The sequence below is a fragment of the Streptomyces sp. ME02-8801-2C genome (assembly GCF_033793965.1).
Taxonomy (GTDB): Bacteria; Actinomycetota; Actinomycetes; order Streptomycetales; family Streptomycetaceae; genus Streptomyces.
Genome location: NZ_JARAXP010000001.1, coordinates 843120 through 866874, shown reverse-complemented (window position 1 = coordinate 866874; position 23755 = coordinate 843120). Strand labels below are relative to the sequence as shown.

Genomic DNA, 23755 nt, shown 5'->3' with positions numbered 1-23755 from the left:
TCAGTGGGGGGCGCGTTCAATCGGGTGGGGAGCGGAGTTTCCAGTGGGGCGCGTTCAGTCGGTCCGGGTCGCCCGGATCAGCCAGACCGTGGCCGCCAGGCACAGCGCGGAGACTCCGCACAGCAGCAGCGGCACGGCCCGTACGCCTGACCACTCGATGGCCTTGCCGAGCAGTGGTCCGGCGGCCACTCCCCCGGCCATCGACGCGGCGATGACGACGGCGCCCGCTCTCCGCGCCCGTGGGGCGACCCGGTTCAGCCAGGGCAGCCCGGTGGGGAAGATCGGGGCGATGAAGAGACCGACGCCCGCGTAGGCGTAGGGGGCGAGTCCGGGTACGGCGGCCAGGAGCAGGCAGCCGGTCATACCGGCGCAGGACACCGCGACGATCGACTGGGGCGAGAAACGCAGGGCGAGCGGGGCCGCCAGGAAACGGCCCACCGTCATCATCAGCCAGTACACGGAGGTGGCCGTGGCGGCGGCTCCGGCGCCGTATCCGACCGTCTCCAGGTGCGTGGGCTCCCAGCCGCCGACGCCCGCCTCGATGCCCACGTGCAGGACGTAGAGGGTGACGAAGACACCGAGTACGGAACCAATACTGCGGGCGAGCACCTGCCCGCCCGGGCCGCCGGTGGCACCCGCTCCGGGCGCGGGGGCCGGTTGCGGTACGTGTTCCCGGACGCCTCGAAGGCACAGCAGCAGGGGCAGGTTGGCGAGGGAGAAGGCGAGGAAGACGGCCGGGTAGTGCTCCGAGCCGACCGCGCCGATCAGCGCCGGGCCGAGGATCGCGCCGATGCCGAAGTGGGCGTTGAGGATGTTCAGCATCGCCGTCGAACGGTCGCCGAAGCCGACCGCGAACAGCTGGTTGAGGCCGTAGTCGATACCCCCGAAGCCGAGCCCGGCGAGCAGGGCGGCGGCCAGCGCGACGGGCCAGTTGGGCGCGAGCGCGAAGCCCGCGGCGCCGACGGCCATCAGGACGTACGAGCTGCCCAGGACGCGCCGGTTGCCGAGCCGCACGTACAGCCGGTCGAAGAGGAGGACCCCGACGACCCCGCCGGCGAAGTGGGCGCTCAGCCCGAGACCCGCGGCCGACGGGGAGAGCCCGAACTCCTCGCGGAAGGCCGGGATCGACGGCCCGTACAGGGCCTGTACGACCCCGATCAGCACGAACCCGACACAGGAGGCGACCACGGCGACGGGGCTGAAGACCGGGGTCGTCGAGGTCGCTGTCGAAGCCGTCGGCGCGGGCGGGGCGTCCCGTCGCTCGGTGAGAGCCGGGCGTCCGGTGGGTCGATCGGTCACGAGGACTCCCGTCGCCTGTGGTCGAGAACGCGGCTGACTCGCCCTCGCTCCGATGCGGGGACGGCAACGATGTTACCGGTAACATTTACGGCGTCAAGATCCCCCGAGGCCTTTCGCCCCGGGGGATTCGGAAGGGAACCGGCGGAATCAGCCGCCCGCGCCGAGCGACCAGCTGGGATCGCTGCCCGCCAGTCGGCAGGTGAGGACGTACAGCGGTATCGGCGGGGTGTACGGGGAGTCGCCCTCGGGGCTGTGGAGCAGCCGGGGCCGGACGGACGGCGACACGGGCCGGGTGCCCGTCCAGGACGGGTCGGCCAGCTGGGCGCCGATGACGTACCGGACACCCGGCGGCCAGGTCACGCCGAGGTGCGAACCGGACGGCACGATCCACCACCACCGCTGGTCGTCGGCGAAGACACAGCCGACGCGGGGCAGCGCATCCATGATCCGCCGCCCGTACTCACGGGGTGTGCCCACGGCGTCACACCCGAGACCGGCGGCCAGGCGGGCCGGGAGTACGAGGGGGCCGGGGTGGGCGAGGTGGGCGTGCTGCTCGCGCGGGGGCTTGGTCGAGGGGGGCGCGTGCAGCGGCGGGGCCGGGAGGTGGGACGCGGCGGCGGCCTGGACGGGCCGGGGGATGAAGGACGTAGGGGACTGGTGGGTGACCGGGCGGCCGTACGGGCCGTGCGGGCGCGGGTCAGGAGCGGGAGTACGGGGGGTGCGGTGCTGGCGTTCCATACGGTCCATGTGAGGCGATTCCTTCGGCCGAGTGGGGGACGGGCCGGATGCGGTGCGGGGCCGACGATCGCCAGAGAGCGGGGGCGGCGGCCTGTACTGCGGGGGCGGAGGGGGGAGTTGGGGGGAAGGGAGGTCTGGGGGCCGCGGGTGCGGGGACGGCTGCGGGTATGGGGCTGGCCGGGGCTGGGGGCGGGGGCGGTACGGGGGCGGCTACGGCTACGGCGCTGACCGGGGCCGTGGCCGGTGGCGGCACGGGGGCCTGCGTCGGGGCCGGTACGGGGGCCGATGCCGAGGCGGATTTCGACGTCGGGGCCGGTATGGGTCTCGGGGCCGACGCCAGGGCCGATTCCGGTGTCGGGGACGGTACGGAGGCCGACGCCGGGGCGGATTTCGACGTCGGGGCCGGTACGGGTCTCGGGGCCGACGCCAGGGCCGATTCCGGTGGCGGGGACGGTACGGAGGCCGACGCCGAGGCGGATTTCGACGTCGGGGCCGGTACGGGTGCCGGTGCTGACGTCGGCGTCGATGCCGGGGCCGGTGCCGGGGCCGGCGTCGACATCGGGGCTGGCGTCGGCGCGGGAACGGGTGTCCGGGCGGGTATGGACGCGGCGGGCCCGGCGGTCGTGCGCGCAGCGGGGGCCGATACCTCGGTGGCGAGCGCCGTCGGGACCAGGGCCGTCGCACCGGCAGGCGTAAGGGACTCGGCAGGATCGGCCGAGTCGACCGGAGCCGGGACCGCGACCGGTATCGCTGCCGCGACCGGCGCCACCGGTGGCGGTGGGGCGGCCTCCGCCGACTCCGCCTCCTCGGTGGCCAGTTCGGCCCAGACCACACGCCCGGAGCCGTTCGGGGCGTCGTGCACACCCCAGTCGCGGCTCAGCATGCCGACCAGCAGGAGTCCGCGTCCGCACTGTTCGTCGGGGTCGGGTATGCGCTGGGCCGGCAGGGTGCCGCCACGGTTCTCGTCCTCGACCTCGAGGTGCAGCCGCCCGGCGGAGAGGTGCAGCCGGCACACGATCCGCTCGCTGGCGGTGTGGGTGAGGGCGTTGGTGACCAGCTCGGAGGTCACCAAGAGGGCGCTGTCCGAGGTGTCGGGGTCGACGCCCCAGGCGTCGAGCAGTTCACGCACCTTCCGGCGGGCCGTGCCGACGGAGGCCGGAGTCGCGGTCAGTACGAACATGTCCGACTGCGGAGAGTGACCGGAGGGGGCGGAGTGATCGGGGAGGTCCGGGTGGCCGGTGTGCCGACCCCTGGGCATTCGGCCGAGTGGCTGGGGGAGAGAGGGCGGAGCCATCGCCGTTCGCCTTTCGTTGCCTGTGCACCCTGGCCGGTGCGACACCGACCCGATGTGATCGACGAACCGGTCAACCCACGTCAAAAACGTGCAGGTTGCGGCCCCTTCTCCCCCAACAGGGCCACGCGGACTCGCCGTTCACCGTTTCCGGGAAGGTACGAACACTGTGACACCTGACAACAACGGCTCGCAACCAGCAAGTTGAAATTTGCAATTTGTGGGGTGCATGCTGCTCCCGTCGAAAGATGATCGTGACAGACTGCGACCCTGAGCCCGTCGTGAGGGGGGTAGGTGTGACCGCGGAGACAGACTGGGGCGGCGCCCCCTCCGTACTGCGCATGATCCTCGGCAGACAGCTGGAGGAGCTGCGCACACGCGCCGGTATCTCCTTCGAGGACGCGGGCGTGGCGATCGGGGTCAGCCACTCCACGATCCGCCGGATGGAAGCCGCCAAGGTGGCCCGGCTGCGCCTGCCCGACGTCGAGAAACTCCTGCAGACCTACGGGGTGACGGACCAGCAGGAGATCGACACGTTCCTGAAGTCGGTCCGCGAGGCGAACAAGCGCGGCTGGTGGCACAACTACCGGGATGTACTGCCCGACTGGTTCGCCGCGTATCTCAGCCTGGAACAGGCCGCGTTGCAGATCCGCGCGTACGAAGCGCAGTTCGTGCCGGGCCTGTTTCAGACGGCGGAGTACGCGCGGGCGCTGCTGGGGGCCGGCAATCCACACGGCTCCTCGGAGGAGACGGACCGGCGGGTGGCACTGCGTCTGCGCCGTCAGGAACTGCTGACCCGCGAGGCACCGCCGCGGGTGTGGATCGTGATGGACGAGACCGTGCTGCGGTGGCCGGTCGGCGGTCCGGAGGTGATGCGCGCGCAGATCGACCACCTGATCGAGATGAACGCGCTGCCCCATGTGACCTTGCAGATCATGCCGTTCGGCAACGGCCCGCATCCCGCGATGCGGGCCGGGGCGTTCCATCTCTTCCGGTTCAGGGCACCCGAGTTGCCGGACATCGTCTATCTGAGCGGTCTGGTCGGCGCGGTGTATCTCGACAAGGGCGACGACGTCGTCGTCTATCGCGAGGCTCTGGACCGGCTGGGTGCGCAGTCTGCGCCCGCCAGAAAGACCGAGGCCCTCCTCGGTGCGATTCGCAAGGAGCTCTGACATGCACCACCCCACGCATCCCCACCTCACGAACACCCACCCGAACCACTCCGGCCACCCCCACCCCATACGCAACGGCATGCCGGCCCGTGAGCTCGGCTCCCGCGGCTGGTCCAAGCCGTGGAGCGACGACGCGGGCGGCGCCTGCGTCGAGGTGAAGAAGCTCTCCGACGGCCGGGTGGCCGTCCGCCAGTCGACCGACCCCGACAGTCCCGCCCTGGTCTTCACCCCGCACGAGATGACGAGTTTCCTGGCCGGAGTAAAGGCGGGTGACGCAGACTTCCTGCTCTGAACTGGCGCTGAACTGCCTTGTTTCTACTGAGACTTGACTGGCTTGACTCAGGCTTACGACCCGAATGGGAGGGACGGCGTGCCCGACAACGGATGGCCGGCCGACCGCATCGACACGGAGAACGCACACTCCGCACGGATCTACGACTACATCCTCGGCGGTAAGGACTACTACCCCGCCGACAAGGAAGCGGGCGACGCCATGTCGCACGAGTGGCCCGCCCTGCCGATCCATATGAAGGCCAACCGCGACTGGATGAACCGTGCGGTCGCCTACCTGGCCAAGGAAGCGGGCATCCGCCAGTTCCTCGACATAGGCACCGGCATCCCGACCTCCCCCAACCTGCACGAGATCGCCCAGTCGGTGGCCCCCGAGTCCCGGGTGGTCTACGTCGACAACGACCCGATCGTCCTCACCCTCTCCCAGGGCCTGCTGTCCAGCAGCCCGGAGGGCAGGACGGCGTACATCGAGGCGGACTTCCAGCATCCGGAGGCCATCCTCGACTCCCCGGACTTCCGGGAGACCCTCGACCTGACCAAGCCGGTCGCCCTCACCGTGATCGCGATCGTCCACTTCGTCCTGGACGAGGACGACGCGGTGGGCATCGTCCGCCGTCTCCTCGACCCCCTCCCCTCGGGCAGCTACCTGGCGATGTCCATCGGCACCGCCGAGTTCGCCCCGGAGGAGGTGGGCCGGGTCGCCCGCGAGTACAAGGCCCGCAACATGCCGATGCGCCTGCGGACGTTCCCGGAGGCGGAGGAGTTCTTCGAGGGCCTCGACCTGGTCGAGCCGGGTATCGTCCAGGTCCACAAGTGGCACCCCGACGAGACGAGCGGCGAGGGGATCAGGGACGAGGACATCGCGATGTACGGGGCGGTGGCTCGCAAGCCGTAGTTCCAGAGGTCAGCGCTCGTCCCCGCGGCCCTTCCTTCCGGTTCCGGAGGGAAGGGCCGCTGTCACTCCGGCTGGGGCTCGAAGTCCCAGTACGGCCGCTCCCCACGGCGCACGGACAGAGTGAACGGGCTGTCGGCGCCCAGGTTCTCGACAAGTTGTCCCAAGGTCTCCCGCTCGAGGCGGTCGGCGGCGTCGTGCTGGCGGAGTGCGCGCAGGTCGGCTGCCAGCGCCGCCTTGCACAGAAGGGTCAGCGGGTGCGCGCTCCCGACGGCCCGCGCCGACCTGTCCATGCAGTCCCGGCTGTAGCCGGCGGCCCCCTCCGCGTCCCCGACGAGGCTGCGCGCACCGGAGACATTCAGCGAACAGCCCAGTGTCCAGGGGTGGTCGGCGCCCATCGCGGCGGTCATCCCGCGCAGGGCACGCTCGGCGATACGGAGCGCCTCGTCGCGGTCGCCCGACTCCCACAGCGTGAGGCCGACGTTGGCGGAGGTGCCGACGGAGAAGGGGTGGGCGTCTCCCAACAGGTCCGCGTAGTCCCGTGCGACGCGGTCCGCGAGGGTCCAGGCGTGGTCGAGGTCGCGCTGTTCGCGCAGGAGGGAGGCGTAGTCTGCGGCGACGAAGAGGGCCTGCGGATGGCGTGGGCCGTGGAGTTGGCGGGCGAGTTCGACGATCTCGCGCATGATGCCGTCGGCCTGCGGCAGTTGGCCGGACCGGCGCAGACACAGGGCGAGGTTGTGCTCGGCGACCATGGAGCTGACGGCGTAACGACCCATGACCTCGCGGTAGTCCTTCAGGTTCGCCCTTTGCCAGGCGAGAGCCTTGGGATATCGGCCACGCAGGCGCAGCGTCCAGCAGCAGCGCAGCTCGTTGTAGAGCGTTCGGTAGTGTCCCGGGCCCGCCTCCTCCCGCATCCTCGACACCAGCGAGCCGTACAGCTCGTACGACTCCTCATAACGCCCCAACAGGTCGAGCACGTTGGCGAGGTTGGAGCGGGCCTGCGCGCTCAGTGTCGCCTCTGCTCCTCTTGCCGCGGTCTCGGCATGAACGGTGTGCGAGAACAGCTCGTACGCCTCGCGATACGCCCCCAGCGCCACCAGAGTCCCGCCCAACCCGTTCTGAGCCCGCAGCAGTTCGGCGTCCTCCGCCGGCCGCCGTGCCGCCAGTCTGTCCACGACGGCCCGCCCCACCGCCTCCGCCTCCTGGTAACGCCCCACCCGCCGCAGCATGTTCGCGTGCTGGTGGGTGAGGATGAGCAGCTGGCCGCTGTCCGGCGGCATCCGCCTGTGCCATCGCGCGATGGTCAGCTCGCACAGCCGCAACCCCGCACGCGCCTCACCGCAACTGCGGAGGTACTCGATGCAGTTCAGCACCATCCGGGAAACCGAGTCCCGCGTGCTGTCCAGACCTCCGGAGATCTCCAGGTGCGGGATCAACTCGGCGTAGCGGGACCAGGTACGGGCGTCGAGAGGGTCACCGGGATCCGCGGCCGCCAGCGTGTCGCAGGCGACCTGGGAGAACAGATCGCGTTCGTCCTCGCCGAGGCTCTCGCGCAGCAGGGAGTGGTAGAGGCGGTGCACCTCGGCCCGCTGCACCCCGTCGTCCCCGAAGACCAGCCGTACGGCCGATGTCTCGGCCAGCCGCTGCAACGCGGCGTCCCACGCCTGCCGGTCGGCCGCGAGGGCCGCGATGCGTGACGGCAGATCGGCCCGTCGCTCCTTCCACAGCAGGTGCACCGGTACGGCGTCCGGCGAGAAGCAGGTGAAGAGCTTCAGGAGTTCGACCAGGGCGGGATGATGTTCCCGCAGCGAGGTCAGCGTGATCGACCAACTGCTCTCCAACGCCTGCGGATAGCCGGCCGAACCACCACCGGTGACGGCTTGGTCCAGCCGGCCGGAGTGGCCGTGATGGACGAGTTCCAGATAGTCGGCGACCGGCATGGGGTGGGCGTCCAGCCAGGCCGCCGTGTGGGACAACAGCAGCGGCAGGTCCTGCACCGCCTCGGCGAGGAGATCGGCTTCGGCGAGGTTCAACCGGGGGGCACGGCTCCTGGTGTACGCGATCGACTCCGCGCGGGAGAAGGGGGGCACGTCGATGCGGTGGACGCGCTCGTTGTCGGCCCAGGCGCGGCTGTTGGAGGTGATGAGAACATGCCCGGCGCCCTCGGGCAGCAGGTCCTCGGTCTCGGTCAGGTCGTCGGCGCGGTCGAGTACCAACAGCCAGCGGTGGTACGGCTGCCCGACGCGCAGCGCGGCCTGCACCGCACGAATCCGATAGCCGACGCCCTGCCCTGCGGCGAGTCTCAACTCCGATGCGAGAGCGGCGAGTTGCTCGCGTGCCGTGCCTTGGAAGCCCGCACTGATCCACCACACCACGTCGTATTCGTTTCCGTACCGGTGGACATATTCGGTGGCCGTCTGGGTCTTGCCCGTGCCCGAGGGGCCGAGCAGGGCGCACCGGTGGTGGTCGGCGCCACCGGGTTCCGGGCCGGGGGCGAGCAGGGCCTGCCGTATCCGGGTGAGAAGGGCTTCGCGGCCGGTGAAGCGGGGGTTGCGGAGCGGCGCGTTGGAAATGGCCGGTGCGATGCCGGGGAAGCGGGGGTCGGCGGTGCGGCGGTCGCCGTTTCCGGTGCTGACGCCGGCGCCCGTCAGTGGCGTACCGAGAAGCGCGAACAGGCGGCGCGCGGCCTCGCGTTCATCTACCGCGCGCAGATCCGCGAGCGGCAACGTCCCGACAGCGGCGGGCCGTTGACCCGAGCCGACCAGTACTGCCGCGAGACGGCCCGGTCGGTCGGCGGCGGCCTCGGGCAACGCGGCGTTCCACTCGTCGTCGCCGCGTCCGGCGAGCCGGCAGTCGGTGTCGCCCAGCACGAGCAAGGTCCTGCCCGGGCCACGCAGGAGACCGCCGAGTTCGTCCCACAGGGCCCTTGCCGGATCCGGGTACCAGAGCACCGCTGTCACACCGAACCCGGCGTCCTCCGCCTGGTTGGCGATCCAGGTGCCCCAGGCCTGGCTGGCGCCGGTGTGGGCGATGGTGATCCGCCGGTCGGGTGCGCCGTGCGTGCTCAGCCGGACCGAGCGTTCGGGCACCGGGCTGGGGGCGGGCAGTGCGTAGACGGCGCCGTCGGCCGCGAGCAGTTGCACGGGGCCCCAGCCGACGCGCTCGGTGACGGTGGCGCCGCGGCTCACGAGCAGGGTCCGGGGCAGCGGGTCGTCGAGCAGGTCGAGCACTCTGGGGTCGGTGTCCGGAACCTCGATGGTGAAGCCGCCCGTGCCGTCGGCCCGTTCGCCCAGCAGCAGATCCGGGCCGTACCGGCGGACCCGGAGCGAGACACGGGGCAGTCTGGCCGCGATCAGCCCGATGTCGGTCACCGAGAGGCGCTCCGGAATCTCGGGACGCAGGCTCACGCCGGACAGGCGTGCGCTGGTGACCGTGGCGAGCTGCCAGGCGGTGGTGGTACGGCGGACCGGGTCGGGTAGCCGGGGCCAGGCACCGGCGAACCAGCGGGCGATGCCGTCCCTGCCTTCGACGAGGGCCCGCAGGGCGGGTTTCAGCGCGCGTTCGATGGCCAGGTCGGCGCCCGCACCGTCCCGGATCGCGAGCCAGGTGGCCCGCTCCTCGGCGAACAGCGCCGGCGAACGGTCCTTGTGCAGGTGTTCGATCACGGACCACAGGCGGTGCACGGGCGCCCCGGCCGGTGATCCGGCCAGCCGGTCGGCGAGTTCGGCGCGCAGCGACGGCAACAGGTCGCTGCGGAGCGAGACATACCCGTACCCCCGCCGTTCGACGAGATTGCCGAACCACAGGTCGGACTCGGCCGACACGTCGAGCAACGGCGCGACCGCGATCCGTACCGTACGCATCAGCTCGGGCTCGACGCGGCTGGCGACGCTGAGCAGGACGGCGAGTTCGTGGCCCTGGCGGCCCGGGGGGCTCACCGCACCCCCCCGACTACCCGTCCCACAGTGGTCCCACGGTCCCAGGCCACCACCCGTAACCAGTACTGCCACCAGCCGGGCCAGAGCCGTTCGGGCAGCGGGACGAGGGCGACCGTGTCGCAGCCGTGCTGCCGGATCCGGAGCAGGATCTCCCGCCATTCCCGCTCGGTGCCACGGTGGGGGTCGAACGCCGGTCCCACCTGGCCAAGACCGGACAGAAGGAGTACTCGGGTGCCGTGCTGAGGAGGCTGGTAGGGCCGCCAGGTGCCGCGCGGGCCGGTGCCGACGCCTCGGGAGGGGCAGTCGGCGAAGCGCAGCACTCGGGTCCCGGCGACACCGACGAGACTGCGGACCTGATCGACGACGTCCTCGACGTCCTGGGCGAAGGGTTCCATCGCGGCGGAGATGTCGGCGAGGATCTGCACCCCGTAGCGCAAAGTGGGGAGGGGGCGACGCGGGATTTCGGCGAGCGGCAGTCCTCGGGCCAGATGGTCGGCGGCCCGTTCGACGTCGAGATCGCCCTCGGGCGTGACGCGGGCGAGGGCCGCGTGCAGCACGGCCGCGGTCGAGCGGGGTGCCAGGAGCGGCAGGTGCTGAGGCGGGCCGGGTTCCCCGAAGGGGGCGGACCGGGGAACGGGCAGGGGGTCGACGGCCCACCCGGTGTGGCGGGGTGGCCGGTGGGCGACGGGGACGAGCAGGGCGGCCTCCTCGTCGGTGGGCGTCGGCCGCACCGCGCCGGGGGGTTCGACATGGGGCCGCGCGGCATCGTCGTCGGCCGGGCCGTGCTGCCCGGGGGCGGAGACGGGCTGCGGGAGGAGGGCCGTCGGATCCGGCGGCGGTTGTGCGGGAAGCTCTCGCTCTGCCCCGGGGCCCAGACCGAGCAGCGAGGCCACGCGTTCCCAGCCGGCCGCGTCGCTCACTCCGAGCGCGGCGGCGGCGCGGACGACGTCCCCCAGCCAGATCTCCCGCGTCACCGGCATCACCATCCGTCCCCGGCTATCTGCTGGCGCTTGATCAGCACGCAGTTCTTCAGCCACTCCCAGCGTTCGCTGCGGAGGGTGATCCCGAGGGTGATGCAGGCGCGCAACGCGTCGAGGAACTCGGCGGTACTGGGTTCACGCAGGCCGATCGTCATGGCCTGTTCCCGTACCTTTCCCAGTTCCACGGCCAGCGCCTCGGCCAGCCGCAGTTCGTCGTCACCTACGCTGCCGTGCCAGGTCTTCATGTGCTCCTCGGCGATCCTGACCAGGCTCGGCACATCATGGTCGGGCAGCGACTCCACGACGCACCGCCGCAGAAACGCCTGGGGGAGCTCACGCTCGTCATTGGTCGTGATGACGACGAGATGCCGCGAGAACCGCGGGTCGACCTCCCCGACGGGCTGCTCCAGCCGTACCTCCGTCCCGGTCTCCACCACGGTGAACCGATGCGAACCCAGCGGCACCAGAAGGCTGTTGGGTACGTCGGGATCGGCCTTGTCGATCTCGTCGATGAGCACGACGGCGTGGTCGGGGCTGCGCCCGGCGTTGATTTCGGCGGAGGGTTCGAGACACTCGGACCCAGAGCTTTCCTGCTGGGCCGTCCGCCCTCGCCGCCGCGCGGACCGGGGCGCCAACGCCCACCACAGCACGCCCGGTTCGACGTAGGAGGCATCGTCGAGGCCGACGGCCCCCTGCCGGTGCGCCTGCGCGTCGGCAAGCCTGCGCACACTGTCGTAGCGCCAGAGCAGTTCGGTCGAACGGGTGGAATACGTGATGACGTGGTCGTAGTAACGCCAGCCGCGCTGCCGGGCGATGAAGGGCGCGAGGGACGACTTGCCGGAGCCCGGTCGTCCTCTCAGGAGCAACGGCCGGCCGGTGGCGAGTGCCACCTTCACGGCCTCCTCTATACGCGGGGACATCACATAGATCTCGCCGTCCCCGCGATCGGGACTGCGGAACCACTCCTCGGGACTCAGGTGCTCCGTCATCGGGCTCATCCCCTTCCCCGCGGCCGTCCTGGCCTGTCGTCGTCCCCGCCCCTGCCGTGGCCCCAGTCGTTGAGCATCCCGTAGGCGACCCTGATGGCGATCCGCTCGTCGTCGGCCCCGAAGGGCGGCACGAGCAACGCGGCGCCGGCGAGCCGGCCGGGTCTGGGGTCGTCGTCCGTCAGCTCGTCCCGTGGGATGAGAAGAATGTGCAGCCAGGGAATGTGCCCGTGCAGCCAGTCGACCACCCGCTCCGCCTCGTCCAGGGAACAGTGCTCGGCGAAGATCACGACGTAGGTGTCGCAGTTGGGCAGCTGCGGGGCGCTCGCGAGCGGTTCCCGGTCGGTCATGCCGAACCGGGCCCTGATGGTCCGCTCGCACCGGTACCGGAGCTCCTCCTCCGGGTCCTCTTCGCCCGGCGGCGGCGCGCTCACGACGATGGGCCAGTAGCGGCTGTGGTCCATACAGAAGGCCCGGCCGAGGTAGTACTCACCAGTGTCCGGGTTGCGCACGTTGAGCACGACGGTGCGAGGCCCGGTGCCGTCGGCGACCGGCAGCACGTGCCGGGCGGACGTGGCGTCGATCCAGACCGGCAGCAGCAGATGGACGAGCTGGTCGAGAGCCGTGCTGTCCATGTGCCGGGCGATCTCCCCGACGGCGTTGCGCAGCGCCACCGCGTCATGGGTGTGCAGCATCTGCGCGGCGAGGAAACCACAGCTGACATCCGTGACCGGAGCCCCGGCCAGGTGCCGGTCATGCATCCCGAGAGCCCGCCCCATCCGAGCGAGACGGCTCATCGTCCGTACCTGGCTCAGCTGCGCGGTGATGTCCTCGGCCCAGCGCTGTACGGGATCGTCGTCGTCCGGCAGCGCCGGCAGTGGCGGAAACGCCCGCACGATGACCGCCGCGGCCTCGGCGGGGTCCTCCGGCTCGCTCCCGGTGTCGCCCGCTCCCGCTCGTTGCACGAGTTGCAGGGACATCAGGTCCTCGAACCCGGCGGCCTGCATGTCCTCGGGGGTCACATCGCCGACAGGTGCGGGGAGGACGAAGAACGACTGGTTGAAGTGATGCCGCCACATCAGGATGTCGACCTCCCGATGCACCCAACCCGACGCCAGCGCCGCCCGGTTGACCAGAACCACCGCGGCACGGCACTCCAACAGCCATTCGTACAGCCGCGGATGCCATCTCTCCCCCGGCAACAGCCCGTCGGCATCGACAAGTACGTCGTATCCGCGCTCTCGCAGCCCGTGTACGACCTGCGAGCGCACCGCTGTCGCGTAGGAGTCGCCGCGCGTGCTGTGGCTGATGAACACCTTGTTCAATCCGTCGCCCCCAGTCCCCCGCCCCTAGGGGAATTCTGACTGCGGCTCAGCCCTCCCGCAATCGTGCGTCACCGACGGCTGCGCTGAGCCGCCCGGCGATGTGCCTGATCAGATGGGCGAGGTCCGGGCAATAGACGGACGGATTAAGAAATCCGGAGTCGGCCCGGAATCGATGGGCGTAGTTTCCTCCCCCACAGACCTCAACCACCGCACAACTCCTGCAGGTTGAGGAGAGAGCGGCGAGACCGATCTGGCGGGCCACGATGCCGGGGTGGTCTAGCACAAGGTCGAAGGCGTGCCGAAAGACATTGAACCCGGTGACCGGGGCCCCCGCATAAGTGGTCTTGAGTGAGTCGACCTGTTCGACAGCCCCATCCGTGTCGATCACGACGGCCACGACAGGAGAGGTACCCACTGCCTCAGTACCGCTGGGCAGTCCCATGAGCAGTCCGACGATTTCGGTGAACAGCCGAATGGTCGTCCGCATGTGCTCGGCGTCAAACCAGTGATCGAAAACGGCGGCGAGCCATCGGCCGTATGTTCCGGGGGTTTCGGCGCCGGACGGCGGAGCGGCCCAATTGGCGTGCGGCAGCAGCAGATCCAGACTCGGCGGCGCGTACTCCAGCAGCGACTCGTACACCTCGACGGGATCCATCGCGGGGTCGATGGTGCACAGAATTCCGGCGTACGCGTCCGGATGCCGCGCCAGAACCCGGAGCCCCCGGGTCGCGGCGGGCCAGGCGGGACGCCCCCGTCTGTCGATCCGACGGCTGTTGTGCCGGGCGAGCCCGCCGTCGAGGCTGACCCCGATTCTGATTCCGGCGTCGGCGAGTTCACCCACCACGGCGTCGGTGAGAAGCGTCCCGTTCGTCTGCGTGGTGACGTGCACCCGGCAGGACGTCCCGGCCTGTTCGGCCACTGCCCGCCGCACCGCTTCGGCATGGCGGACAAGAGGTCCCGGGCCGGACAGCAACGGCTCCCCGCCATGCAGATTGACGTGCACGTCGCGCAGTTGATGAGCCGCGGCGTGTTCGGCGATACGGGCGGCGGCGGCGTCCACGACCTCTGCCGACACTGCCCGAGGGCGCCCACGCCAACTCTGGTCCGGGCCTTCGTAGACGTAACAGTAGGTACAGGCGAGGTTGCAGCGACTGTGGACCTTCAGCACGAACTGCTGGAACGGGGTGGGGCGGGCGCCGGTGGCACGCCTGATCGCGTTGACGTCGAGACCCTGGACAGGCCACGGGTACGAGGTCACCAATGATCGAGGGGGGACGGCTGCTCCGGCGGGACGTAGGGCGAGTCGTCGTAGAACGCGCACCGGACAGAAGTACCGACCCGCCACAGCAGCATCTCGGCCACCGCCGCGAGAACCGGCTGTCTCGCATCCGCAGCCAGCATGGCCACATCCTGGCCGGAAAAGCTCGGCAATGGCTGGGCGCTGAGAGAAGGCGCCACGCCCTGAGGAACAGGCAAGCCTTCTCCAGGTGAGATGGAAAATCGCGCGTGTGACGGGCGCGACGTTAGCAGTTCGGGCGACGGCGTGTCACATGACTCGCAAGTACGGAAATTGGTCAGGTGGGTTGCGGTTCGAAGTCCCAGTACGGGCGGTCCCGGCGGCCCACCGCTGTGGTGTGGGGATGGCTGGAACCGTACTTCCCCGTGAGTGCGCGCAGCGCCTCCTGCTCCAGCCCGGCAGCCTCGTCACCCCGGCGCAGTGACCTCAGGTCGGCGGCGAGGGCCGCCTTGCAGGACAGGGCCATGGGATGGTTCTCGCCCAGTACCGCGGTGGCTCGTCGAAGGGTGTCCCTGCTGAGCTGCGCGGCGCGTTCCTCGTCTCCCGCGTAGCTGCGGGCGCCGGACAGGTTGAGGGCACAGCCGAGGGTCCAGGGGTGGTCCGCGCCGACCGCCCCGGCCATCCCGCTCCAGGTGGTCTCGGCGATCCTCAGCGCTTCCTCGCGCTCTCCGTACTTCCACAGCACCAGGCCGACGTTGCCCGTGGTGCCGATGGTGAAGGGGTGCGTGGGCCCGACCAGGTCGTGATAGCCGTTGGTCACCTCGTCGGCCAGTTTGCGGGCCTCGCCCAGATCGCCGTGCTCGCGCAGGAAGGTGGCGTAGTCCGCCTGGGTGTGGAGCGTGTCGGGGTGGCTCGGTCCCCGCTTGCGCAGGCCGTATTCCACGACGTGGCGCATGTGGTGTTCAGCCTGTGCCAGCTCTCCCGTACGGCGCAGACACAGGGCGAGATTGTGCTGTGCGAGCAGGGTGTTCGGGTGCCATTCGCCCGCGTCCCGCATCAGGAGTTCGCAATTGCGTTCCTGCCGGGATTTCGCCTCGTCGTAGCTGCCCAGGAGACGGAGCGTCCAGGCGTAGTACAGCGCGGAGATCAGGATCTGCGGGTGGTTCTCCTCCAGACTCGCCTGCCTCATTTTGAGGATGTGGCGGTGCAGTTCGGCCGCCTCCTGGTAATTGCCCAGCAGGAGCAGCGTCAGGGCGAGGTTGGACCGCCCCTGTGACACCGCCGAGGATTTCGTGCCGCGATCCCGCTCGTCGCGCCAGAGCTGGTAGGCGTCTACGTAGGCGCCCAGGGCCAGCAACGTCCCGCCCAGGCCGTTCTTCGCCCTCAGCAGTTCCGGATCGTCAGCCTCCCTGACCTCGGCCAGTCGGTCCACCGTCGCCCGGGCGACGGCCTCGGCCTCCCGGAACCGTCCGACGCGGCGCAGCATGTTGGCGTGCTGGTGGGTCAACACCAGCATGTCGGGGTCGTCCGGTTCCAGGCGGCTGCGCCAGCGGGCCAGGGTCTGTGTGCACAGCGCGAGTCCGTCCTGCCCCTCCCCGCGTGCCCTGAGGTACTCGACGCAGTTCAGGACCAGCCTGCGCACGGCCGGCTTGATGCTGTCGAGTGCCCCGGAGCTCTCCAACTGCGCGAGCAGTTCGGCGTATTTGGGCCATTCCTGGACGTTTCCGGGGTCGCGGGGATCGGCACCGGCCAGCACTTCGCAGGCGACGGACGACATCGCTTCCCGCCGCTCCTCCGGCAGGGCACTGGTCAGGAAACTGTGGTACAGCCGGTGCATGGTCGCGCCTCCCACTAGGGGTTCGTCCTCCGACGAACTCTCGTGGACGAGTTGTACAGCAGTGGACTCGGACAATCGCTGCAATGCGGCGTACCAGCGGAAGGGGTCGGCCGCGAGCGAGGCGAGATGGTCGGGCAGGTCGGACGGGTGGGCCTTCTGTATGAGACGCACGGGAATGGCGTCCGGCGAGAACAGCGCGAACAGGCGAAGCAGTTCGGAGGCCTCCGGATGGTTCGCCTCCAGGGTGTTGAGCGTGATCGACCAGCTCGTCTGGAAGCCCATGGGATAGTCGTCGGAGATACGGATGCCGATCTGGTTGGCCCCGCCCTTGCTGATCAGTTCGATGTAGTCCTTGGCGGGCATCCTGTTCGCGTCCAGCCAGGCCGCCGTCTGCGCCAGCAGCAACGGGAGGTCCTGCACGGCGTCCGCGAGCCTGTCGGCCTCCTGCTCGGTCAGGCGAGGGGCGCGACGGCGCACATAGGCAACCGACTCCTCACGGATGAACGGCAGGATCTTGATCTCCGAGAGGCGGCCCGACGTGGCCCAGTCCTGGGTCAGTGTCGTCACCAGCACATGGCCGTTGCCCTCGGGAAGCAGATCCTCGACCTGCGCCATGTCGTCGGCGCTGTCGAAGATCACCAGCCACCGTCCGAGCGGCTTCCCGGTGCGCAGCGCCTCGTGGACGGCCCGGATCCGCTCGCCCAGTTCCGAGCCCACCCACAGCTGCAGCCGGGGCGCGAGATCGGCGAACTGTTCGCGGGCGGTGGCCCTGAATCCGGCGTTGACCCACCACACCACGTCATAGTCGTTTCCGAACCTGTGTGCGTATTCGATCGCGATCTGGCTCTTGCCGACGCCCGAGATGCCACGCAGCGCGACTCGCGAAACGCCGTCCTCGCCCTGGTTCAGCTGGGAGTGCAGTTCCTCGAGGGCGCCGTCACGACCGGTGAAACGAAGGTTCCGCCGGGGAATGTTGAGCACGGCCGGCGGATCGTTGGGAAAGCGCGGAGCGAAGTCGCCGCTCTGCGACAGCTCGCCGGCCGGCAGCCCGAGCCGGACCAGAATCCGCCGTCTGGCCTCACCGGCGTCCAGATCCCGCAGGTCGACCGGGAGCAGCCGCTCACCGCCGGGCGGGATGGCACGCGTGGCCACACTGACCGCGGCGAACCGGTCCTCGTGTTCCGGTACGACCTCCCGGAGAGCGGCGATCCACTCCTCGTCGCTGCGCGGCCCCAGATTGAAGTACCAGTCGTCCAGGACGAGCAGAATCCGTCCGGGCGCCTCCAGCAGACTGCGCAGCGCCTCGGCCAGCGACATGCTGACGGGCGGGTCCCAGCGCAACAGTGTCGTCCGATGGCCCAACTGCTCCAGCTGGTAGGCGATCCAGGTGGCCCAGGGCCGGTTGAATCCCGCGTAGCTGATGACGGTGTGGCCATGGGACCTGGCTCCCCCGGCCCGGTCCGCCATGAGGTTCTCTCCCTACTCCGTGCCGTCCGGTCGCGCCCCGGAAGTCGGACACAGTCATCTGGTCAGCTCATAGCCCCTAAGGCATTGCCGTGGGAGACCACGCCGAAACGGCTGGAACAGGACGTTCGCCTCCGGTCGCCAGAACCAGCGCCGCAGCCACGTGCCGGATCAGTCGTTCCAGATCGTGGCAGTACACCGAGGGGTGCCTGAAACCACTTCCTTCACGATAGCGATGGGCATAGTTCCCGCCACCGCACACAGCCATGACAGGGCATGTCCGGCAGACGGCGCCCAGGGCCGCCACCCCTATCTGACGCGCCGACACACCCGGATGGTCGAGCGACTCGTCGAAGGTGTTGCGGAAGACGTCCAGTCCAGTGACCACCGCGCCTTCGTAGGTTTGCTTGAGGGAATCCAGTTGCTCGATTTCCCCATCCGTCTCCACGACGATCGCCGCCGTCGGTGACAGACCGACGGCCTCGAGCGTGCTGGGCAGGCCCAGGAGCAGCGCGATGATCTCGGAGAAGATCCGGATCCGCGGCGGTGGCCCCTCCCCCGAACGGCTGTTCCACCACAGGTCGAAGACCGCGGCCAGCCAGTCACCGTAGGGGGTTGCGCCCCGGTCGCCGGTCCGGGCCGCCTCGGGCGCGCGCACCGGCAGTCCCGGCGGTGGATTCGACCAGTTTCCGTGCGGAAGCAGCAGGTCGAGCATGGGGGGCCGCAGTGCGGCGAGGGACCGGTAGACCTCGCCGGGGTCGGCCGTGACGTCGACCGTGCACAGGATCCCGGCATACGACTGCGGGTTGCGCGCGAGCAGCCGCGCGGCACGTACGGCCCGCCGCCAGGAAGGACGCCCCGCGTGGTCCACCCGGCGTCTGTTGAACGCGGGCGTGCCTCCGTCGAGGCTCAGGCCGACCCTGATGCCCTCCTGGGCCAACCGGGTCAGGGCCTGTTCGGTGAGCAGGGTGCCGTTGGACTGCACGGTCGCACGCAGGACGCAGTCGGCCGGAAGGGCGGTTCGGATCGTCCGGACGTAGTCCACCAGGACACCCGGCCCCGACAACAGCGGCTCACCCCCGTGCAGGGCGATACGGACCTCGCTCAGCTCGTGGGCGCGCGCGTGTTCGGCGATGCGGTGGGCCGTCTGCCGCATGACGGAGGTCGACACCTGGGGCGGATGGCCCCGCCAGGATTCGTCCCTGCCGTGGTAGATGTAGCAATAAGTGCAGGTCAGGTTGCATCTGCTGTGGACCTTGAGCGTGAACTGATGTACCGGCACGGGACGCAGACCGTTGCGACGCAGGGCACGGACGTCGAGTACCGACAGCGGCCAGGGAGCGAGGAACTGACCCGCCGTGGAACCGCTCTGCTCGCACGACACAGGGAACATCGCGCCGCCACCTCCCCGAGGCATCGCCCGTACGTCCAATGCGGCACTCCGCGCCGAGCGGTGGACAGAGCCGGCCGTACCGGTCCGGTTCACCGCTCGAGCGAAACCGCCCTACGTCATCAGGGCGAGTCCTCGTAGTAGGCCACGGGCCGCGCGAGCGCGCCGGACCTCAGCACCAGTTGCGCGAGGACGTCGTTCAGCACGAGGTTGCTGCCGGTCCTCGGCAGTTCACCCCACTCGACCCCCGTGAGATCCGGGAGAGGTTCGTCCCACGCGATCGGCTCATCAGCCGCAGGATTCGACACGCCGTGCTCCTCCCAGCCACGTCGACCATCGGCAATTACCCGTGCGGGGAACACACGGAAACCTTTCTCGGGCCTCACCTGCGGGACATGACCGAAAGAACGATCGAATTAGGCCGAAGCAGTGCCCATCGCCCGCACCGACAGCGCACGCATCCGCTCCAGGGTCGTACGGGCCTCCGGATGCCGTGCGTCGCCACCCGCCCGCTGCCAGGTGGCCCAGGCGGCCCGATACGCGTCGAGAGCGCGGGCCGGGCCCGCCGTGCGTTCCAGGACCATGGCGCGTCGGTGCAGGGCACGGGCCATGACGAGGAGGTCGACGGACGTCTCGTCCGCGGCCGCGGCAGCGGCTCGGCCGTAGGACTCGGCGGCCCGGTCCTCGTACTGCGTGGTGGCGTGCTGCGGGTCGGCGAGGGAGCGCAGTACGTCGCCGCGCTCCAGCCAGGCCAGCGCCTCCGTACGGCTGTCACCGCCGGAACGGGCGCCACGAGCCGCGCGGGCCAGGATCCACTCGGCCTCGTGGAGATCGGTGAGCGAGCCGCCGAGTTCGTGGTGGCGGTGCAGGGCGCGGGCGAAGAGGAGCCTGCGGGCGGGCAGTGCCGGGGCGCTCTCCGACGTCTGGGCGAGTGCGGCACGCAGGACCCGTACGGCGTCCGTGGCGACGTCCACGTCACCGCCGTGGCCCGCCCGGTCCAGCAACGCGCCTCCACGCGCCGTGAGAAGTTCCGGGCGGCGTGGGTCGTCGGTGCTCAACTGCGCCTGCGCGGAGGCGAAATAGCCGTCGGCGGTCTCCAGTTCGGCCGCTTCGGCGGTGCGGGTCCAGCGGGCGGTGTGCGCCACGGCCAGCCGCCACAGGGCTCGCAAGCGCAGCTCGCCCGTGTCCCCCGCCACCCGCAGCGCCTCCCCCAACGCCCCCAGAACCTCCCGCGCCCCCTCGTCCCCCACCACCACCGCCCGTGCCGCCGCCAGTTCCAGCCAGGCCCGGCAGACGACCCCCCGGGCTTCGCCCGCCCGTTCCGCCAGGCCTGCCGCCGACTCGAAGTCCGCCGATGCCTGTACGGCGAGTGCGCGGGCCTCATCGGCCGAGTCGCGCTCACGCGCGTTGGCGCACAGCTCCATCAGCAGCGCGCCGCGGGCCAGCAACGCCGAGCCGGGCAGGGGGTGTTCGCCCGGCCAGCCCTCCAGGAGGGCGTCGAGCCGCACCTGAGCCCCGTACAGGAGGCGTCGATCGCCCAGGAGCCGGTAGCGGGCGCGGACCACGTCGACGACGCAGAGGAGCACGTCGAGCAGGGGGCGCGGCTCGGAGCGCACCAGGGCGTACGCGCGCTCCAGGCTCTCGGCGGCCTCGGCCAGGGCCCGGGCCCTCGTCCCGTCGTCGGGCTCGGTCGCGGCCCGGGCCCGGAGCACCTTGCCGAGGACGAGGTGCGCGTGGGCCGGCGGCGCACCGGCGGGGTCCGCCGCCGCGCGGACGGTGTCCTCCGCCTCCCGCAGCACCGCGCGGTCCCGGTGGATGTCCCAGAGGCCGAGCAGGCACTCGGCGAGCAGCGCCCTCGTGGCCGGGGTGGGTGTGGTCGCCCGCAGCAGGCGTACGGCGTCCCAGAGGTCGCGGATGCCGCCCTGGCGTTCGTAGCGGGCGAGGCGGCTGCGGGCCAGCCAGAGGGCCAGGGATTGCGAATGCGACCGGTTGATGACGAGGTTCGCGGCGCCTTCGACCTCCCTCGGCTGGAATCTGCGCAGCACCCTGCGGGGTACGTCGGCGAAGGGCTGCGGGACCGGGCGCCCGGCCGTCTCCTCGGACCCGTCCGTTGCCACCACGGCATGGACCGCCGCACCCGAGAGGTGGGCGACCACCGTCGCGGGGAAGTTCTGGGCCTTTTCTCCCCATACCCTTCCCAGGTAGCGCGAGCACTGTTGCAGCACCGCGCGGGCCTCGTCCAGTTCCAGTCGCCGCAGCAGCAAATCCCTTACGCCCGGGGCGAATTCGTACCAGGGTCCAGGACCGTCGCGTTCCTCCGCCACCTCCACCAGCAGGTCGCTGAACAGCACCTCGGCCAGTTCGACCGGGCCGGTCGCGGGGAGCAGGGCACGCTGGACGAGCTGCATCACGGGGTACGCCAGCGGTGCCGCCGAGAAGCAGACCGCGAGGCGGCGGGCGGCGGGAGAGGCGACGGTGCGGAAGTCCTCGACCAGCTGGGCCGGGGAGCGGTCGGGGCGTGGGCCAGGTGGTGTGCCCTCGTCCGCGGGCCCGACCATGGCCACCGAGGCCACCGGCGTGCCCGCCGACCGTTCCGACAGCAAACGTGCCCAGTCGCCGAGCGCGGCGGGCGTCGGCGGCAGGACGGGGACCGGCAGGGCCTCGTCGTGGCGTGGACGCGGGGCGCGGAACGGCTCGAAGCCGAGCGTTCCACCGGGGTCCGTCGTGCACCGCAGGGTGCCGGGTTCGGTGGCCAGCAGGGTCTGCGGCCACAGCCGCGCGGGCAGCGGCTGTACTACGGCCAGCGGGCCCGCGCGCAGTCGCCGGTGGAGGAACCGCTGGCCGGCGCCGTGTCGCCACAGCGGGCCCGAGCAGTCGCTGAGCAGCAGGGTGAGCGTCCGGCCGCTCGGGTCGCGCAGCCCTTCCGCCGGGGCGAGCCACTGGCTCCCGCCGGCCCGGCACAGCACACCGACCCCGCCGTCGGGATGTGGCCGCAGCCGATGGACGGTCACCGAGCGGAAGGCACCGGACTGTTCGCAGGCCAGGCGCAGTTCCTCCAGGGTGCGGTCCCAGGCGCCCATCGACGGCGAGTCGTCGACGAGCAGCTGCATCCGGGCCCGCCGGCGCCGGTCGGCCCGGAAGACCGGCAGGGCACAGTTCCCGGCGGCGCTCGCCTGCGCGGTGAGGGACTCGTCCAGCAGGTCGTCGCTCCGGGGTCGCGGTGCTCCCGTCAGCCGCTGCCAGTCCCGGAGGGGGCGCAGTGCGCGCGCCAGGGACAGCAGGTCCGGGAAGGCGGACGCCGTCGGTACGAGGATCTCGGCGCCCGGTGCGTCGTAGGTCTCCGCCGCTCCCGCAGGCTCCTCGGGGTCGTCCGGTCCTTCCTGCCCATCCGTCCCTTCCTGGCTCTCCGGCCGTCCTGTCCGCTCCGGCTTTCCTGCCTGCTCGAGGCCCTGCTCCCGCCGGTCTCCCGGTTGGCGTGGTCCTCCGCGTGCCCTGACCACCGCGAGGAGTTGCGGGGGCGCCGGGTGGTCCGCCGGATCTGCGGAGACGCCCTCTCGCCCGGCCTGTGTGCCGTCCGGGGCCCCCACACCCGGGCCGTTTCCGGCGCCGGTGTCCGCGTCGGCCATCCGCCCCGCCAGCCAGAGCGCGTCGGCGAGTTCGGTGGCGTTCGGCCTCACCCCGGCCTCCCCCAGGCGTCGGATCAGCGCGCCCAGCGGGTCCGACGGCCCCGCCTCCCCGCTCACCTCGTCGGCCGGTTCAGTGGGCGCATGAGCTGTTCGGCGAGGTGGGCGCGGGTGCCGGGTTCCTCGTCCTGGGCGTGGCGGGTGAGGTAGACGGCGTTGAGGAGTTGGTCGGCCGCCCGCTGTTCGCCGGGCCTGCGTTCCAGGAACCGGGCGATGACGTCCGCGTGTTGCTCGGCCGCGTCCTCGCCGAAGTGGGCGCGGACCATGGCGGCGAGCCGCTCCTCGTCCGGGGGTTCCAGGTGGAGGTGGACGCAGCGCCGGAGCAGCGGCACCGGGAAGTCGCGTTCACCGTTGCTGGTGAGGACGATGAAGGGGAAGGCGCGGCAGCGGACGCGTCCTTCGTGGACCTCCACGGATCGCCCGTCGTGGTCACGGACCCGTACGGCCGGGCGGTGTTCGGCGATCCGTTCCAGTTCGGGGATGCCGAACTCGCCCTCCTCCAGGACTCCGAGGAGGTCGTTGGGCAGGTCGATGTCGCTCTTGTCGAGCTCGTCCACGAGCAGTACCCGGGGGCGTGCAGTAGGGAGCAACGCCGTTCCGAGCGGGCCCAGTTGGAGATAGCGGCCGATGCCCTGAGCCAGCAAGTCGGTGTCTTCCGGCGGGTGTTGGCCGGAGGAGTGCGGTGCGGCCGGGTTCGGTCCGGCCTGACTGCTGTCGTCCTGGGGACGGTTTTCCGGGCGGGTGATCTGGAGGTCCTGGAGCCGGCCCAGCGCGTCGTATGTGTAGAGCCCGTCGGTCAGTTGGGTACGGCTGACGATCGGCCAGCGCAGTACGCGGCCCAGGCCCAGTTCATGCGCCACGGCGTGCGCGAGTGTGCTCTTGCCGCTGCCCGGTTCGCCGGTGACCAGGAGCGGGCGGCGCAGGTACAGCGCCGCGTTGACCAGTTCCAGTTCGGCCGGGGTGGGCCGGTAGTGCTCGGCGAAGGCGCGGCTTCGGCCGAGCCTTCGGGTGGAGACGGCGTCCACGGGAGCCGGCGGCCGGATCAACGGGCCACCGTCGAAGCGGCGCCAGGCAGGCGGCTCCGGGAGCCGGTCGACTCCGTCGTGCGGTTGTCCGGTGCCTCGGTAGATCAGCCACTCGTTCACGTCACGCTCCTCGGTGCAGGACGGGCGGGGCTGCCTGATCGCCGGAGGGAGGGGGCCGGGCGGGTCGCGTACGAGGTTGGCAAACAT

The 23755-nt window shown here is 70.8% G+C and carries 17 protein-coding genes; 3 read left to right on the top strand and 14 right to left on the bottom strand.

Annotated features, from left to right (window positions below; translation table 11 throughout):
• Positions 1 to 54: 54 nt before the first annotated feature.
• The 3 genes from PV396_RS03665 to PV396_RS03655 form a co-directional block, all read right to left on the bottom strand.
• On the bottom strand, positions 55 to 1188 hold the full coding sequence (locus PV396_RS03665; RefSeq protein ID WP_319200651.1) for an MFS transporter: 1134 nt from the start codon (positions 1186 to 1188) through the stop codon (positions 55 to 57).
• Between the two features lie 258 nt (positions 1189 to 1446).
• Complete coding sequence (locus tag PV396_RS03660; RefSeq protein ID WP_319200159.1) at positions 1447 to 2046, bottom strand: hypothetical protein; 600 nt, start codon at positions 2044 to 2046, stop codon at positions 1447 to 1449.
• Positions 1997 to 3217: an ATP-binding protein gene (locus PV396_RS03655; RefSeq protein WP_319200157.1), complete on the bottom strand. Its 1221-nt coding sequence runs from the start codon at positions 3215 to 3217 to the stop codon at positions 1997 to 1999. The genes PV396_RS03660 and PV396_RS03655 overlap by 50 nt, the downstream gene beginning before the upstream one ends.
• 407 nt (positions 3218 to 3624) lie before the next feature.
• Between PV396_RS03655 and PV396_RS03650 the strand changes: the two genes are divergently transcribed.
• The 3 genes from PV396_RS03650 (at position 3625) to PV396_RS03640 (ending at position 5686) form a co-directional block, all read left to right on the top strand.
• The gene (locus tag PV396_RS03650; RefSeq protein WP_319200155.1) at positions 3625 to 4500 is read left to right on the top strand and encodes a helix-turn-helix domain-containing protein; all 876 of its coding nucleotides are present in this window, start codon (positions 3625 to 3627) and stop codon (positions 4498 to 4500) included.
• Positions 4501 to 4579: 79 nt separating this feature from the next.
• Positions 4580 to 4792 carry a DUF397 domain-containing protein gene (locus tag PV396_RS03645; protein WP_319200649.1) on the top strand — a complete coding sequence of 71 codons (213 nt, stop codon included), beginning with the start codon at positions 4580 to 4582 and terminating at the stop codon, positions 4790 to 4792.
• Between the two features lie 78 nt (positions 4793 to 4870).
• Positions 4871 to 5686, top strand: a complete 816-nt coding sequence (locus tag PV396_RS03640) for an SAM-dependent methyltransferase (protein ID WP_319200153.1) — start codon at positions 4871 to 4873, stop codon at positions 5684 to 5686.
• A 62-nt stretch (positions 5687 to 5748) separates the two neighbouring features.
• On the opposite strand, the gene fxsT (PV396_RS03635) is transcribed toward PV396_RS03640, so the two are convergent.
• The 11 genes from fxsT (PV396_RS03635) to PV396_RS03585 form a co-directional block, all read right to left on the bottom strand.
• Positions 5749 to 9621 (bottom strand): FxSxx-COOH system tetratricopeptide repeat protein, encoded by a 3873-nt coding sequence (gene fxsT, locus PV396_RS03635; RefSeq protein ID WP_319200151.1) that lies wholly within the window; start codon positions 9619 to 9621, stop codon positions 5749 to 5751.
• Positions 9618 to 10595 (bottom strand): hypothetical protein, encoded by a 978-nt coding sequence (locus PV396_RS03630; protein ID WP_319200149.1) that lies wholly within the window; start codon positions 10593 to 10595, stop codon positions 9618 to 9620. Before PV396_RS03630 ends, fxsT (PV396_RS03635) begins: the two co-directional genes overlap by 4 nt.
• Before the next feature lie 5 nt (positions 10596 to 10600).
• On the bottom strand, positions 10601 to 11590 hold the full coding sequence (locus PV396_RS03625; RefSeq protein ID WP_319200147.1) for a MoxR family ATPase: 990 nt from the start codon (positions 11588 to 11590) through the stop codon (positions 10601 to 10603).
• Between the two features lie 5 nt (positions 11591 to 11595).
• Positions 11596 to 12903 (bottom strand): toll/interleukin-1 receptor domain-containing protein, encoded by a 1308-nt coding sequence (locus PV396_RS03620; protein ID WP_319200145.1) that lies wholly within the window; start codon positions 12901 to 12903, stop codon positions 11596 to 11598.
• 55 nt (positions 12904 to 12958) lie between these two features.
• On the bottom strand, positions 12959 to 14170 hold the full coding sequence (locus tag PV396_RS03615; protein ID WP_319200143.1) for an FxsB family cyclophane-forming radical SAM/SPASM peptide maturase: 1212 nt from the start codon (positions 14168 to 14170) through the stop codon (positions 12959 to 12961).
• A complete protein-coding gene (locus tag PV396_RS03610) occupies positions 14167 to 14313 on the bottom strand; it encodes a hypothetical protein (protein ID WP_319200141.1) in 147 nt (48 codons plus the stop codon). Before PV396_RS03610 ends, PV396_RS03615 begins: the two co-directional genes overlap by 4 nt.
• A gap of 173 nt (positions 14314 to 14486) precedes the next feature.
• Positions 14487 to 17453: an FxSxx-COOH system tetratricopeptide repeat protein gene (fxsT, locus tag PV396_RS03605; RefSeq protein ID WP_319200139.1), complete on the bottom strand. Its 2967-nt coding sequence runs from the start codon at positions 17451 to 17453 to the stop codon at positions 14487 to 14489.
• Between the two features lie 76 nt (positions 17454 to 17529).
• The gene (locus tag PV396_RS03600; RefSeq protein WP_319200137.1) at positions 17530 to 18843 is read right to left on the bottom strand and encodes an FxsB family cyclophane-forming radical SAM/SPASM peptide maturase; all 1314 of its coding nucleotides are present in this window, start codon (positions 18841 to 18843) and stop codon (positions 17530 to 17532) included.
• 119 nt (positions 18844 to 18962) lie between these two features.
• Positions 18963 to 19148 carry a hypothetical protein gene (locus PV396_RS03595; protein ID WP_319200135.1) on the bottom strand — a complete coding sequence of 62 codons (186 nt, stop codon included), beginning with the start codon at positions 19146 to 19148 and terminating at the stop codon, positions 18963 to 18965.
• Positions 19149 to 19256: 108 nt separating this feature from the next.
• On the bottom strand, positions 19257 to 22517 hold the full coding sequence (locus PV396_RS03590; RefSeq protein WP_319200133.1) for an SAV_2336 N-terminal domain-related protein: 3261 nt from the start codon (positions 22515 to 22517) through the stop codon (positions 19257 to 19259).
• A 62-nt stretch (positions 22518 to 22579) separates the two neighbouring features.
• Positions 22580 to 23668: a MoxR family ATPase gene (locus tag PV396_RS03585; RefSeq protein ID WP_319200132.1), complete on the bottom strand. Its 1089-nt coding sequence runs from the start codon at positions 23666 to 23668 to the stop codon at positions 22580 to 22582.
• Between the last annotated feature and the right edge of the window lie 87 nt (positions 23669 to 23755).

Coding starts and splice junctions, on each gene's coding strand:
- PV396_RS03645 (WP_319200649.1), top strand. CDS start 4,580: ATGCCGGCCCGTGAGCTCGGCTCCCGCGGCTGGTCCAAGCCGTGGAGC.
- PV396_RS03610 (WP_319200141.1), bottom strand. CDS start 14,313: ATGCTGGCTGCGGATGCGAGACAGCCGGTTCTCGCGGCGGTGGCCGAG.
- PV396_RS03600 (WP_319200137.1), bottom strand. CDS start 18,843: ATGTTCCCTGTGTCGTGCGAGCAGAGCGGTTCCACGGCGGGTCAGTTC.
- fxsT (WP_319200139.1), bottom strand. CDS start 17,453: ATGGCGGACCGGGCCGGGGGAGCCAGGTCCCATGGCCACACCGTCATC.
- PV396_RS03655 (WP_319200157.1), bottom strand. CDS start 3,217: ATGTTCGTACTGACCGCGACTCCGGCCTCCGTCGGCACGGCCCGCCGG.
- PV396_RS03625 (WP_319200147.1), bottom strand. CDS start 11,590: ATGACGGAGCACCTGAGTCCCGAGGAGTGGTTCCGCAGTCCCGATCGC.
- PV396_RS03660 (WP_319200159.1), bottom strand. CDS start 2,046: ATGGACCGTATGGAACGCCAGCACCGCACCCCCCGTACTCCCGCTCCT.